Source organism: Pseudonocardia xinjiangensis (genome assembly GCF_050948425.1).
GTDB lineage: Bacteria > Actinomycetota > Actinomycetes > Mycobacteriales > Pseudonocardiaceae > Pseudonocardia > Pseudonocardia xinjiangensis.
Window position 1 is genome coordinate 7,703,951 of sequence record NZ_CP192009.1, and the last position, 13,712, is coordinate 7,717,662.

Consider the following 13,712-nt stretch of genomic DNA (forward strand, 5'->3'; position numbering starts at 1 on the left):
GTGCCCACGGCGTCACGCCCGGTCGTAGCCGGCGACCCGCCAGCCCTCGGTGTCGGTGTCGACGACGAGGACGACCAGGGTGAGAGCGTCCGTCGGCACCTGGACCTGCACCGAGTGCGGGGCGACCCGCACCGCGCGCGGCTCCCCGGTGACCCGGGTGGCCGGGATGTTGCCCGGGTCGACACCGCTGAGGACCCCCAGATACTCATCGGTCGTTGTGGGCCGGAGGCCGTCGAGCCACGCCTGCGCGGTGGTGCCGGCGGGCGGGCGGACCCAGGCGGCGGACCACCGGGCCGCCACCGAGAGCGCCGCCGCCGGTGCTCGCGAGAGCGGAAGGGTGGTGGGCTCGAGGTCCGGCACAGGGGGGAGCGCCGTCGGGGCGGGAGTCACGGGGACGGCAGCGGATCCCGGGAGCCGGGTGGCGGACGGGGCGGCCCCGGTGGACGACGGCGAGGCGAGCAGGCCGCGGCCTGCCGAGCCTCCCCCGAGGGCGTTGACGCCGATGCTCACACCGGCTGCCACGGCGATGACGAGGATCCCGGTGACGGCGAGCCGGGCGGGGGACCGGAGAGGCCACTGCCAGATCGACCGATAGGCAGCGGCGCGCCCGCGCGGGGACCTAATCGGCACGGCCGGACCCGCCGCTCGGGCTGTAGGCCGCCGGCGTGGAACGGGGCCGGTAGATGCGGTACACCGGGACACCGTCGACGATCTCGGCACGCACCGGGCGCGCGCCACCGGGGCGCAACGGCACCGAGTCGGGGCGGCGGTAGATCACGCGTTCGTCGACCTCGCCGGGATCGGCCCAGCTCGGCGTTGCTCCCCCGGCACCGACACCACCGGACCCGGTGGGGAGGGCCGGACGGCGCGCGCCCGGGACGAGCCGCTCCGACGAGGGCGCCTCGGCCTCGGTTCGCTGTCGCGGCACCCGCGCGCTCGCCTGGGTGGGAATCCGGATCCCCGGCTCTGCCTCGGGACGCCCGCCGTCCGGGTAGCCGTACGTCGAAGCCGCCCCGCGGCGCTCGTCCCACCACCGGGTCTGCCGGTCCTCGGTCGGTCCACCGCGCACCCGCTGCCAGACGCGGGACATGGGGCCGGCACCGGCACCCGGCACGATTCCCCCGAACTGCTCGCGGGTGAGCGACACCATCGACACGAGGCGCCGGAACGGGCGGGCGACGGCCCACAGGACCACGGTGACGACCCCCGTGACGAGCAGCGCGAGCCACAGGTCGACGCCGCTGCCCGGCCGGAACAACGACACCACCAGCAGCGCGTGCAATCCGGCGAGAGCCCCCACGACGAGCGTGTTCACGATCGCCGCGCCGGCGACGCGCAACACCGACGGCAGGATGTCGGGCTTGAGAATGGCCACCACCGCGACCGCGGGCGCGGTCATCACCATCAGCCGCAGCAGCAGCATCGCCACCAGCACGAGCACCTTGGAGAGCAGCTGGAACAGCGCGATGCACAACGCCTGCACCACCGCCAGGATCCCGACGCCGATACGGCTGCCGGACTTGCCCTGGAAGTAGGAGTAGCGGTCCCCCATGCGGCCCGCGAGCGCGGCGAAGTCGGCCTTCTTCTGCTCGGCGAGCTGCACCGTGTCGCGACCCTCGGCGACCTCGGGTTTCGTGAACGTCTGCGCGCGCAGCAGGTCGCGGCCGAGCTCCTTCGCCTGAGGAACGTCGGGCGACCCGAACTCACCCCGCAGCCAGTTCTGGTAGATCACCTGGTCGACGAGCACCGTTGGCAGCGTGTCGCGGTCGCCGAGCCCGACCTGCCCGAGGAAGCCCTGCTGCATGTCGGTGACGCCGTTGAGCAGCAGGGGGTCGGCCGCCTTCGCCCAGTCGACCGGCGCCAGGTACGCCGCCGAGCCCACCAGCAGGGCGAGCGCCGCGAACGCCGCACGCTGGGTCTGGCGGGCGAGGTCACCGCGCAGCGCGAGCACGAGGAGCAGCACGGCCAGAACGAGCAGCGCGAGGCCGACCCACGTGGTGAACACCGCGTCGTACATCGCCCGCGTGCCGTCGCCGATGAGCTGGTCGAGCGGGGCGAGCAGCTCCCCGCCGTCGGCGATCAGATAATGGGCCCAGTTCACCCCGGCGACGGCGAACTTCGCGACGTTGAAGGTCTGGTTGCCCAGCCAGGTGTCGGTGGAGGTCGCGGGGTTGACCACCGTTCCGGCGCACCCGAGGTCGTAGGTGTACCAGACGAGGCCCGCGTACCCGACCTCGTCGTACACGCTGCCAGGCTCCCCCACCCCGTAGGTAGGAGGATCGAGCGAACCCACCAGCCCCGTCCCCGGCCGGTCCGGCTCCGGCGACTCCTTGCAGTCCAGCGACTGCGCGAAGGCGGGCTGCCCGAGCAGTATCGAACCGCCGACGAGCCCGGTGACGATCAGCAGTGCGACCCGACGCCGCGGCCTCTCGGTGCGAGGCAGGCGAGTCGGCCCCGCGTGAGCGCGGGCCCGGCGACGACGCCACGAGTCCGCCAGCACGGCGGCAGCCAGCACCAGTGCCACCGGCAGCCAACCTGCGACCGGCGGCAGCCCCCCGGGCATCACCGACGGGCCTCCCCGACCGTACGTATGCGGTCCTGGCCGTGGCCGACGGGATCACCGTTGCCATTGCCGTTGCCGGGGTGTCGATCGTCGGCGCCGGTGTCGACGTCGCCGAGGAGATCGAGCTCCTCGTCATCGAGGAGCTCGTTGACGCTGCCCGCGCCGCTGCCGTTGACCGGGCCGCCTGCCCGGGTGGACGCACCGGCCACCAGCAGGCCGTCGGGGTCGTCGAGGTCGGCGAACTCCTCGTCGAGATCGTCGCCGAGGTCCTCGGGGGAGCGACGGAGCCCACCAGGGCTGTACAGGGTGTGGCCGGGAGGCACAGGAGCTGGGGGGGCGGGTTCGTCCGGGGCACGCACCGCCGCGGGTGCGGTCGCTGCCGGAACGCCACGGACGGAGACACGGCTGGCGTCGGGGTTGGTGTCGAGTGCCTCGCGCACGTGCTCGAGATGTGGCGCCTCGAGGTCGATGCGGATCTTCTCGACGCCGCCGTGCCCGTCGGCGAAGATGAACTGCCGCGGGGTGTCGTCGGGCCGGTCGTCGTGCCGGGGCCGGGGGGACAGCGTGCCGAGCATCTGCTCGTACCCGACGCCGGTGGGCACCTTCAGCAGGCGCAGTGCCTCGCTCTGCGCCTCCTCGTCGTCGGTGCGTCCGACGAAGACGGCGTTGACGAGCGACGCGAACCCCGAGACCCGCAGCAGGTCACCGGCGAGCTGGGAGGCGAACAGCGCCCGGACGTTGAACTTCCGCGAGTCGCGGGCGAGCCGGTCGATGAGCACCTTGCCGGTGGGCACCTGGGAGAGGAAGTGGGTCTCGTCGAGTGCGACGCCCTTGCGCAGGTTGCGGTCGGCGTCGTAGATCGTGCGCTGCGTGAGCCAGGACGCCAGGTTGAGCAGCTCCACGGCGAGCGACTCGCCATCGGTCCACTCCTCACGGGGGCTGCCGGGCCGCGGCAGCGTCATGCCCTGCATGGTGAGCACCGTGAGGCGGTACTCCCGGTCGGCCTGCCACGGGTCGTCGCGGGAGGTGTCGGGGAACAGCAGCGCCGCCTGGGGCAGCTCCCTGCGCTCCTCCAGGAAGTCGGCCACCACGCCGGCGTGGTCCTCGCCGTCGCGCGCGTGCCGGCGCAGCGCGTCGATCACCTGACCCGGGTGCCGGTCGGTGGCGCCACCGACCTCCCGCACCGCACGGAGCAGCACGATGCGGGTGTGCGGCAGCCGCGCGACGTCGTAGGGCAGGAGCCCGGTGAGAACGTCGAGAACGAGCCGTCGTCTGGTGGCCGCGGCGAGGGAGCGCTCACGCCGCCACGCCCGCTCGGGGTCCTCCTCGTCGAGGAAGTGCTCGGGACGCGGCTCGGCGACCACCCGGTACGGGTTGAGGATGCCGGGGTCGGCGCGGAGCAGGTTGATGTGGCGGCTGAACGGCGCGAGCTCGGGCAGGCGGGTGAGCTCCGCGAGCGGGCCCGACGGGTCGAGAACCGTCCAGCGGGCCCCGGCCCGCAGCGTCTTGTAGACGATCACCCCGGTGAGGAACGACTTGCCCGATCCCAGCCCGCCGACCACCGCGGTGAGGCCGGACGCCCTGCGCACCTCCTGCGCGAGCCACGGGTCCCAGGCCACGGGGCGGCGAGTGGCTGTGCACGTCTCACCGATCATGATGCCGCGCCGGTCGCCGACCGACGCGGTGGCCGCGGGAACGGCCGACGCCGCCCACGTGACCGAGCCCCGCCGCCGGTAGGCGGTGGACGCGAGCGGCTCACCCGGGATGAACTCGCGGGCGAAGCGGTACTGCGCCTCGGGGTGCTCGATCTGCACCTTCGGCCGGTACACGTCGAGCACCTGCTGCGCCCTGCTGACCGCCTCGGCCTCGTCCTTGCCCGACACCGCGACCCGCCACCAGCCGTAGAGGCGGGTGTTGAGCTGGGTGAGCCCGGTGGTCAGCTCGTCCTCGACCTCCAGTACGCGGTCGGCCTGCCGGGCCAGCGACATCGGCGGGTCGAGATCGTGGTCGTGCGTGTAGTGCCGGATCTGGCTGCGCACCTTTCCCATCTGGCGCTGCAGCTCGCCCGCCACCTCCTCGGGACGCCGGACGTAGATCCGCGCCGACCACTCCACCGGGAAGGGGAGCCGGTCGGAGTGCTGCATCCACGGGTCGTCCACCTCGGGGATCCGCAGCCCGTCCATCAGCCCCACGGACAGCACGGCGACGTTCCGCGAGACGGTCTGCGTGCGTAGTCGCCCGACCACGCGAACGGTGGGCGCGTAGGGCTCCTGGTGCATGTCGATGCCGTCGGTGAACGCCGCGAGGTCCTCGGTCTCCCACCGGCTGACCCCGCCGGGCACCATCGAGAGCGTGCGCGGGGCAGGCAGGCCGAGCGCGCACGAACGGTGCATCAGCCAGGAGATGTCGTCGGCCGAGGCCGGCACGGCGTCGAGTCCGCTGCCGGCGACGAGCGAGTCGAGGTGCCCCACCTCGGTGGACAGCGCAGCGATCTCGGCGCGCACCGCCGCGGGCGCGACCCTGCCCAGGACCGGCGCCGCCCGTTCGACCCAGCGGTCGAGCACGCTCCGCCCGGAGACCTCGATGCCGAGGAAGACCTCCTTGTCCGACATCGACAGGCCCATCAGGTGCCGTTGCTCACCCTCGAGGAACCCGTCCCAGCCCAGTGCGCCCGCGACGTCCGGCATCCGGCCGAGGGCGTTGTGGTCGAACGACTCGGCCCACATGTGGACCGGGTAGGGCCTGGTGGTGACCCGCAGGTGCAGCCAGCGGCCCTGCAGCTCTCCCAGCTGAGCGGCGATCTGCCGGATCAGCACCTCGCGCTGCGAGTCGCTGCGGAAGCTCCAGGCCTGCGCAGCGAGCCGGTACCAGGCCATCACCTGGGTGCCGGTACGGGTCAGATGACCCTCGATCGAGCGCAGCGCGATCTGGGGGACGTACTTCGGCAGTCCGGCCTCACCGGCCAACGCGCGACCACGGCGACCGCCACGCTGTCTCTCGAGTGGGCTGCTGTCGCGACGGGCGTCACGTCGCGCCACGTGAACGTCCCTTTCCACGCCCGGCCGCCGCCCGGCCCTTCGTCCGCGAGGTCTGCCACGAATCGCGTTCCGCGGGCACCTTCGGCGCCTTCGGTGTTTTCGATGCCTTCGCCTTGGCCTTGCGGGCCCGGACGACCGGCCCGACGCGTACGTGGTCGGAGCGGACCTCGCCGCCGCCGACTGCCGTGCGCACCCTCGGCCCGGTGATCTCGTGACGGAAGAGCTCCACAACCTGCCCGAGGGGTCGTTCGTAGTTGATGCGCTGCCCGAGGAACCGGGTGATCACGACGGTGATCACCAGGGCCCATGCTACGGAGAAGAAGTCGAGCCCGATGCCGACCCGTCGTTGCACGAACATGACGCCGATCATGACGAGCAGGCCGAGCCCGTAGCTGACGTACCGCGCACGCCACGGGAAGGTCGCGCGAGGTGGCCCCAGCCAGACGGAGTCGACGCGGTAGATCTCGTCGTCGGTGCGAACGAGCAACTGATCACCCGACGAGGAGGCTTGCCAGGAAGTTGCCGATCTGCGGACCGTTGCCCGAGACGGCGATCCCGAGCGCCACCAGCCCGACGAGCAGTCCCACGCTTCGACGCGCCACGCCCGCGTTGTCACCACGGCCGCCGATCCACAGCAGGATGATCGCGATACCCAGCAGCACGAGCGGGACGACGTTGTCTTGGATCCACCCCTGGAGCCCGTTGGTGGTCAGCCCTTGCGCGTAGTGCGCAAGCGCCTCTGGTCCGGTCATACGGCTCCTCCTTGCGGCGTTACCCACCCGAGGCTGCCCGTACCCGACCCCCCCGGGCTGGTGATACCCGAACGTGTCGACTCGGCTATCCAGCGTTGAGTAGACCATGCTGACCAGCGGGAGCATAGAGGGTCGCCCGCACGGCGGGCATCAGGTCACACAACGAGCGATGTGCACCGCCGACAGGGTGACTGACCTGGGGATCGTTCGCCCTCCGACTGTCTGGACTGATCGAGTGACGCGGCCCCCAACCGACCTTCGGGCGCCACTTTCCACACCGCGACGTGTCGAATCGCGCTCACTGTTACCGGCCGGTAAGTTGACCCCTGATCGGCCCGAACGTTCCCGGTCGCGAGCCGGAGACGGCGGTCTACCCTGCTCCGCAACGGCCCGCGGCGCCACCGCCGCTGACCAGCCCTGGGAGGAAGCCCGTGGTTGTCAGACTGGTCATCGGACTGGCGATGACAGTGATCGCCGTGGCGGTGTCCGGCCGTCGCGCACTGTGGCTCTACCGGCTGATCAAGTCCGGTCAGCCGGCCCACGACCGCACGAACGCCCTCAACGAGCGCCTACGGGCCCAGCTCGTGGAGGTCTTCGGGCAGCGCAAGCTGCTGCGGTGGTCGGTCCCGGGACTGGCGCACTTCTTCACGTTCTGGGCCTTCGTGATCTTGATCACGGTGTACCTCGAGGCGTACGGAGCGCTGTTCGACCACGACTTCCACATCCCGCTGATCGGCCGGTGGCCGGTGCTCGGGTTCCTCCAGGACTTCATCGCCGCCGCGGCGTTGATCTCGCTCGGGGTCTTCTCGGTGATCCGGCTGCGCAACGCGCCCGAGCGCGAGGCACGGGCGTCGCGGTTCTACGGCTCGCACACCGGGGGCGCGTGGCTGATCCTCTTCATGATCTTCAACGTGCTGTGGACGATGTTCTTCTTCCGCGGCGCGTCCTCGGCGCTGGGCGTGTTCCCCTACACCTCGGGCGCGTTCGTCTCGATCGGCGTCGGCCACCTGTTCGACGGCCTGTCCACGGGCACCCTCGAGGTGCTGGAGAGCGTCGGCCTGCTGCTGCACATCGGCGTGATGCTGGTCTTCACGGTGATCATCGCCTACAGCAAGCACCTGCACATCTTCACCGCGCCGATCAACGTCTCGGCCAAGCGCCTGCCCAAGGCGCTGGGTCCGCTGCCGGTGATGGAGTCGAACGGCAAGCCGATCGACTTCGAGGATCCGGGCGAGGACGACGTGTTCGGGCGCGGCAAGGTCGAGGACTTCACGTGGAAGGGCATGCTCGACTTCGCGACCTGCACCGAGTGCGGTCGCTGCCAGAGCCAGTGCCCGGCCTGGAACACCGGCAAGCCGCTCTCGCCGAAGCTCGTGATCATGGACCTTCGCGACCACCTGCTCGCGAAGGCGCCCTACATCATCGGCGGGAAAGACATGCCCGACGAGGGAGCCGTCTCGGTCACCGGCGGTGCCGACCAGGCCGGCGGGAACGGCCACCACGTGCCGGAGTCCGGTTTCGGCCGGGTTCCGGGCTCCGGGCCCGAGCAGGCCGCGCGGCCGCTGGTCGGCACCCTGGAGCAGGGCGGGGTGATCGATCCTGACGTCCTGTGGTCCTGCACCACGTGCGGCGCGTGCGTGGAGCAGTGCCCGGTGGACATCGAGCACGTCGACCACATCGTCGACATGCGCCGGCACCAGGTGCTCATCGAGTCGGAGTTCCCCTCCGAGCTCGGCGTGCTGTTCCGCAACCTGGAGAACAAGGGCAATCCCTGGGGGCAGAACGCCAAGGACCGGCTGGACTGGACCAAGAACCTCGACTTCGAGGTGCCGGTGTTCGAGGGCGAGCTGTCCGCCGACACCGAGTACCTCTTCTGGGTCGGCTGCGCCGGCGCGTTCGACGACAACGCCAAGAAGACGGTGCGGGCCACCGCCGAACTGCTGCACCGCGCGGGCGTCGGGTACGTCGTGCTCGGCCCGGAGGAGAGCTGCACCGGCGACCCGGCGCGCCGCTCGGGCAACGAGTTCCTGTTCCAGATGCTCGCCCAGCAGAACGTCGAGGTCCTCAACGCCGTGTTCGAGGGCCGGGAGCCGGGCACCCGCAAGATCGTCACGACCTGCCCGCACTGCCTCAACACCCTCGGGCGGGAGTACCCCCAGCTCGACGGGCAGTACGAGGTGGTGCACCACACGCAGCTGCTGAACAAGCTCGTGCGCGAGGGCAAGCTCGTCCCGGTCGCCGCGCCCGACGGCGCGCTGACCGACGTCACCTACCACGACCCGTGCTACCTCGGCCGGCACAACGAGATCTACGAGGAGCCCCGCGAGCTCGTCGGCGCGGCCGGGGTGAAGCTCAACGAGATGCCGCGCCACGCCGACCGTTCCTTCTGCTGCGGCGCCGGCGGTGCCCGCATGTGGATGGAGGAGAAGATCGGCAAGCGGGTCAACCTCGAACGCGTCGACGAGGCACTGGGCACCGGTGCGGAGAAGATCGCCACCGGCTGCCCGTTCTGCCGCGTGATGTTCTCCGACGGCCTGACCCAGCGGCAGAGCGAGGACAAGGGTGCGGGCGTCGAGATCCTCGACGTCTCCCAGATGCTGCTCGCCTCGGTCCGGCGGGGTGACACCGACAGCTCCGCCACCAACGGCTCCGTGGACGCGGTGGGGGCGGGCTCGCCACCCACGGCCGACACCACTCCCCCCGGCGGAACCCAGGTCAACGGGCCGGGCGACGAGTCGGCGGTCACCGCCGAACCCGACGGTGACGTGTCGGTGGGCGGGTCGGTCACCGGCGGCGCGGAGCCGAAGGGCGCCCGGCCGGGCGACCCCACAGCTCAGGAGGGTCGGCCGAGCGGAGACTGACCCGGGACGACGACCGGTCTCAGCAGGGACGGAAACCGGTCACGACGTACCGGGACGGGGCGACGGCCTCGATGGTGAGATGGCCGACCTGCGGACCTGCGGGGGTCGTCGAGCCCCAGTCCATGCTGCACGCGTCGGCCTCGAGTCCCGTCGGAGTGGGCGTGGTGGGGACGTTCGCCTGGGCGTACAGGATCCGATCGGACACGCGCGCGGCGAGCGCCATCACCGCGGCCGCGCAGTCGGGCTGTCCGACCGAAGCGGCGAACGGTGCTCGGGCAGGCTCGGCCAGCAGGTTGTCGCACACTGCACCGGGGCTGCCCAGGGCGATCCGGTTGAGCATGGATGGCAGCACGCTCTGCGGACGGGGTGCGCCCTGATCCGCCTTGCTCTCCTGCTGCAACTGCGCATAGGACGCCGCCGCCTGCTGCTGCTGGCGAACGGTGGTGAAGGCGAATCCGACGCCGGTGATCAGGCACAGCACCGCACCCCCCGCCGCGAGGCGCCACCAGGGCAGCTGGGCGAGCCCCGCGAGCAGCACTCCGATGCTCGCTGCCAGCGCCCAGGCCCACGGCCCGGTGCTCATCATCAGCCCGACGACGACCACCAGCCCGGCGAGGGGCAGGTCCCATCCGCGCAGCGGACCGTCGAGCCGCAGCAACCGCAGGACGACGAGCGCTCCGAGTCCGGCCAGCCAGGGGATCCACGACAGGCCGGAGAACGGCCACAGCAGGACGGCGGCCGCGGTGATCGCGAGCCCGGCGGCGCCGCGCGGAGACCGGATGAGCCGCCGCCAGTCGAAGCGGGGGCGGGCCTTCGGACCGCGAGGCGGAGGGCCCGGAGGCGGCGGGGGTGGCGGGCCGGGGACTGCTGGTGGGGGAACCTGCGGACGCGCCGCGGGCAGCCACGGAGGCGGGGTGGGTCGTGGCGGTTCCATCGGCATCCGAATCTACTGCTCGGACGGTCCGTGTCCCAGTGGTAGCGCTGGGTCAGCTCCGGCGTCCCGCGCGGCGCCACTCCTGGGGCGCCGACCCGTGGCTGCGCCGGAACCGCTTGATGAAGTAGCTGGCGTCGCGGTAGCCGACCCGGGCGCCGACGGTCTCCACCGTGAGGTCGGTCTCGGCCAGGAGACGGCGAGCCTCCGTCATGCGCCGCTCGGTGATCCACTCCTGGACCGTGCGCCCGGTCTTGCGCCCGACCACCGTCGTGAGGTGGCCGGGGGTGAGGCCCACGGCACGCGCGACGTCGCTCAGCGAGATCGGGCTCCGGTAGCGCGCCTCGATGACGTCGAAGACCGCGGCGAGCATCGGCTCGTCCCGCAGCGTGAGGTCCCCGGACACGTCGGTGACCAGCCGGGAGACGGCGACGAGCAGGAGCGTGAGGTGCGCCAGCACGGCCTCGTTGTAGCCGTCCCGCCGTTCGTGCAGCTCGCGTTCCAGCGCGGCGAGCTGCGATATGAAGCCGGGCCGGTCGGCGGCCGGCACGTGGAGCCGTTGCGCGCCACCCGCCAGGCCACGGACGAACGGGAACAGCAGCGGGTGGGCGCGCCAGGACAGGAACGCCCCGGGAAGGCTCGGCTCGACGACGTCGGACGGGAAGAAGACCGCCCACGCCTCGGGCACCCCCGTGCCGACCATCCGGTCGGGCGTCACGACCTCGCCGGGTGCCAGCACGAACACGTCGCCGGTGCCGAGCCGCCACTCGTGGTCGTTGATCCGCATCGAACCGCCGCCGCGCTCGACGTAGAGCAGCACGAGGAAGTCGTGTGCGTGGGTGCGCACGGACCCGTGCTCCTGGCGCGCTCCGGGGGAGCGCACCACGCTGACCGGCGGTACCCCGGGCAGCCGGGGGTAGGTGTGGACGGGGACGTCCCGCCCGCCACGGCCGATGGCAGGAAGAACCGAGGATCGTCCTACTGAACCCGCGGATCCGTCATTGGCCGCAGCTGATGTGCGATCAAGACTGGAGGACGACACCGGACGATCGTCGCATACAGCAGAGGACCTCCACGATGGCCGAACAGGCACCACAGCACGCGGGGCACGGGCACGGCTACCTGCCCGCAATGGGCCACGACCGCCTGCTGCCCTACTACGACGTGTTCACCTGGCTGCTGGGCGCACGCTCCCTGCACCGCACACTGGCCGACCAGGCAGGCATCGCTCCCGGTCAGCGTGTTCTGGAGATCGGGTGCGGCACCGGCAACCTGACGCTGCTGGCGGCGCGGCGGCAGCCCCGGGCGACGGTGGTGGGCCTCGACCCCGACCCGTTGGCCCTCGCGCGCGCCCGGCGCAAGTCCGCGCGCCACGGCACCCCCGTTCAGTGGGACCTCGGCAGCGCGGCAGCACTGCCCTACCCGGACGAGAGCGTCGACCGCGTGTTGTCCTGCCTGATGCTCCACCACATCGAGGAGGGCGAGAAGGACCAGGTCCTGAGCGAGGCCAGGCGCGTGCTGCGGCCGGGAGGTCGGCTGCACCTCGTCGACTTCGCGGGCGACGATCGCCGCGGGCTCCTCAGCCGGCTGACGCGCCGCCACCCGCGTCTGCACGACAACGCCGGAGACCGGATCCCCGCCCGCATGCGCGAGGTGGGCCTCAGCGACGTCTCCGACCTCGGCCCGGGCCGGCTCGGCGTCAGGTTCTACCGCGCCACCCGCTGAGTGACGGTCAGAGCCATCCGCGGTCGCGCGCCCGCTCCACCGCTTCGAGCCGCGTGCTGGCACCGAGCTTCTGCATCGCCGACGACAGGTAGTTGCGCACGGTGCCGGGCGAGAGGTGCACGCGCCGGGCGATGTCGGCGGCCGTGCCCGCCCCGTCGACGGCTCGGAGCACCTCGAGCTCACGCCCGGTGAGTGGGCACTCCTCGGTCATGAGTGCCGTCATCGCCAGTTCGGGGTCGACGTAGCGCCCGCCACCGTGCACCCGGCGGATCACGTCGGCGAGCATGCTGGCCGGGGCGCTCTTCGTGAGAAACCCGGTGGCACCCGCCGCGAGCGCCCTGCGCAACACGCCGGGCCGCGCGTGCCGGGTGAGGATGATGCACCTGGTGGCCGGCTCGTTCACGGCGACCCACTGGGCCACCTCGGCGCCATCGCGGCCCGGCATCTCGACGTCGAGCACGGCCACGTCCGGACGATGCCTGCGGACGCTCGCGATGGCCTCGTCACCGGTACCGGCCTCCGCGACGACGATCAGGTCGGGCTCCAGCCCGAGCAGCGCGCCGACGGCGCCGCGCGTCAGGGACTCGTCGTCGGCGAGCACGAGACGGATCCGGCCGTCCGACCCGGTCACCGGGACGCTCCGGGCAGCACGGCCTCGACGCGGAAGGTGCCGTCCGGACCGGGGCCGGCGTCGAGCCGGCCCGCGTGCTCGTGGAGGTAACGGCCGAGCGCGACCAGCCCGGTACCGGGGTCGGCACCGTCGCCCGGCAGCGCCCCGTCGTTGACCACTCTCAGCCTCGCCTGCCGGTCCGACACCTCGATCTCGATCGTGCAGTGGCTCGGTTCGGCGTGGCGCAGCACGTTCGTCATCGCCTCCCGCAGCACGCGGCCGAACACGTTGCGCGCCGTGGGCCCGACCGATGCCGGGTCGCCGCGCACGACCAGGGCCACGCCTGCGGAGTCGAGCACGGCGCGGGCTCCGGCCAGCTCGGTGACCAGGTCGGTGCTGCGGGCGTCGCGCACGAGCGCCCGGACCTCGGTGAGCGACTCGCGAGCCACCCGCTGCACCTCGTCCATCTCGGCGCGGGCCCGGTCCGGGTCCGCGGCCTGCAGCCGCGACGCCAGTTCGCTCTTGAACGCGACCACCTCCAGCGCGTGGCCGAGGATGTCGTGCAGGTCGTCGGCCAGCCGCAGCCGCTCGCGGGCGGTGGCGAGCTCGGCGGCCGCGCGGCGGGAGTCGTCCAGATCGGTGACGGCTTTGAGCCACCACAGCCGCTCGACGTCGAGTGTCCACATCGACCCGACGAAGAACGCCGCGAGGCCGGCGAAGACGAACGGGGACGGCGGCCACAAGGACTCGTCGAGGACCGCGAGCATGATCACGTAGCCGAAGCCGAACACCGCAACGACGGTCGAGACCACCCAGGCCGCGGCCCAGCGTGCGCGCAGCCCACCGATGATGTCGCCGAGCAGCACGCCCGTGACCATCGACCAGACGAACCCGATCGGTCCGCCGGCGAGCGCGACCAGCGACACGGCCAGCCCGACCGCTGCCGCGGCGATCATGAACCAGGTCGGAGCCCGCCGGCCGAGCGACTTCGTGAGCTCCCGGATCCGCCAGACGTGCAGGACCAGCGCGGCGACGAACAGGGCCAGCAGCGCTGCAATGAACCCGCCGGACGGCCACTCGTACAGCGCGATCGTCATCGGGACCACGAACAGGTACCCGATGGTGATCAGCAACCCGATCCGACCGAACCGGCGCGCCGCTCTGACCTTCCGCTCCTCGGCTCCGACCAGCGGCGAGACGTCCACGACGGGAAACCTAGCCAACGGGAGGCC

The 13,712-nt window shown here is 72.0% G+C and carries 11 protein-coding genes; 2 read left to right on the top strand and 9 right to left on the bottom strand.

Features of this window, described 5'->3' with window-relative positions; translation table 11 throughout:
* Positions 1-12: 12 nt before the first annotated feature.
* From ACQPZA_RS36475 to ACQPZA_RS36495, 5 genes are read right to left on the bottom strand one after another with little or no spacing between them, the layout of a single operon-like run.
* On the bottom strand, positions 13-630 hold the full coding sequence (locus tag ACQPZA_RS36475; protein WP_169400599.1) for a hypothetical protein: 618 nt from the start codon (positions 628-630) through the stop codon (positions 13-15).
* Entirely contained in the window at positions 620-2,563 is a 1,944-nt protein-coding gene (locus ACQPZA_RS36480; RefSeq protein WP_433277074.1) for a hypothetical protein, read from the bottom strand. The genes ACQPZA_RS36475 and ACQPZA_RS36480 overlap by 11 nt, the downstream gene beginning before the upstream one ends.
* On the bottom strand, positions 2,563-5,601 hold the full coding sequence (locus tag ACQPZA_RS36485; RefSeq protein ID WP_433277076.1) for an ATP-binding protein: 3,039 nt from the start codon (positions 5,599-5,601) through the stop codon (positions 2,563-2,565). The genes ACQPZA_RS36480 and ACQPZA_RS36485 overlap by 1 nt, the downstream gene beginning before the upstream one ends.
* Complete coding sequence (locus ACQPZA_RS36490) at positions 5,588-6,088, bottom strand: hypothetical protein (protein WP_433277078.1); 501 nt, start codon at positions 6,086-6,088, stop codon at positions 5,588-5,590. The genes ACQPZA_RS36485 and ACQPZA_RS36490 overlap by 14 nt, the downstream gene beginning before the upstream one ends.
* Before the next feature lie 4 nt (positions 6,089-6,092).
* Positions 6,093-6,353, bottom strand: a complete 261-nt coding sequence (locus ACQPZA_RS36495) for a hypothetical protein (protein WP_169400471.1) — start codon at positions 6,351-6,353, stop codon at positions 6,093-6,095.
* A 431-nt stretch (positions 6,354-6,784) separates the two neighbouring features.
* On the opposite strand from ACQPZA_RS36495, the gene ACQPZA_RS36500 reads away from it, so the two are divergent.
* Complete coding sequence (locus ACQPZA_RS36500) at positions 6,785-9,214, top strand: (Fe-S)-binding protein (RefSeq protein ID WP_433277080.1); 2,430 nt, start codon at positions 6,785-6,787, stop codon at positions 9,212-9,214.
* Between the two features lie 19 nt (positions 9,215-9,233).
* Here ACQPZA_RS36500 and ACQPZA_RS36505 read toward each other — a convergent pair whose 3' ends face one another.
* Both ACQPZA_RS36505 and ACQPZA_RS36510 read right to left on the bottom strand, forming a co-directional pair.
* The gene (locus ACQPZA_RS36505) at positions 9,234-10,148 is read right to left on the bottom strand and encodes a hypothetical protein (protein ID WP_433277082.1); all 915 of its coding nucleotides are present in this window, start codon (positions 10,146-10,148) and stop codon (positions 9,234-9,236) included.
* A 52-nt stretch (positions 10,149-10,200) separates the two neighbouring features.
* Positions 10,201-10,992, bottom strand: coding sequence for an AraC family transcriptional regulator (locus ACQPZA_RS36510; protein ID WP_433277084.1), 792 nt, complete (start codon positions 10,990-10,992; stop codon positions 10,201-10,203).
* Positions 10,993-11,222: 230 nt separating this feature from the next.
* Here ACQPZA_RS36510 and ACQPZA_RS36515 point away from each other — a divergent pair, with 230 nt between their 5' ends.
* The gene (locus tag ACQPZA_RS36515; protein WP_433277086.1) at positions 11,223-11,870 is read left to right on the top strand and encodes a class I SAM-dependent methyltransferase; all 648 of its coding nucleotides are present in this window, start codon (positions 11,223-11,225) and stop codon (positions 11,868-11,870) included.
* 7 nt (positions 11,871-11,877) lie between these two features.
* On the opposite strand, the gene ACQPZA_RS36520 is transcribed toward ACQPZA_RS36515, so the two are convergent.
* Together ACQPZA_RS36520 and ACQPZA_RS36525 are read right to left on the bottom strand one after the other, a co-directional pair.
* On the bottom strand, positions 11,878-12,501 hold the full coding sequence (locus ACQPZA_RS36520) for a response regulator (RefSeq protein WP_433277088.1): 624 nt from the start codon (positions 12,499-12,501) through the stop codon (positions 11,878-11,880).
* Complete coding sequence (locus ACQPZA_RS36525; protein ID WP_433277090.1) at positions 12,498-13,685, bottom strand: histidine kinase; 1,188 nt, start codon at positions 13,683-13,685, stop codon at positions 12,498-12,500. Before ACQPZA_RS36525 ends, ACQPZA_RS36520 begins: the two co-directional genes overlap by 4 nt.
* Between the last annotated feature and the right edge of the window lie 27 nt (positions 13,686-13,712).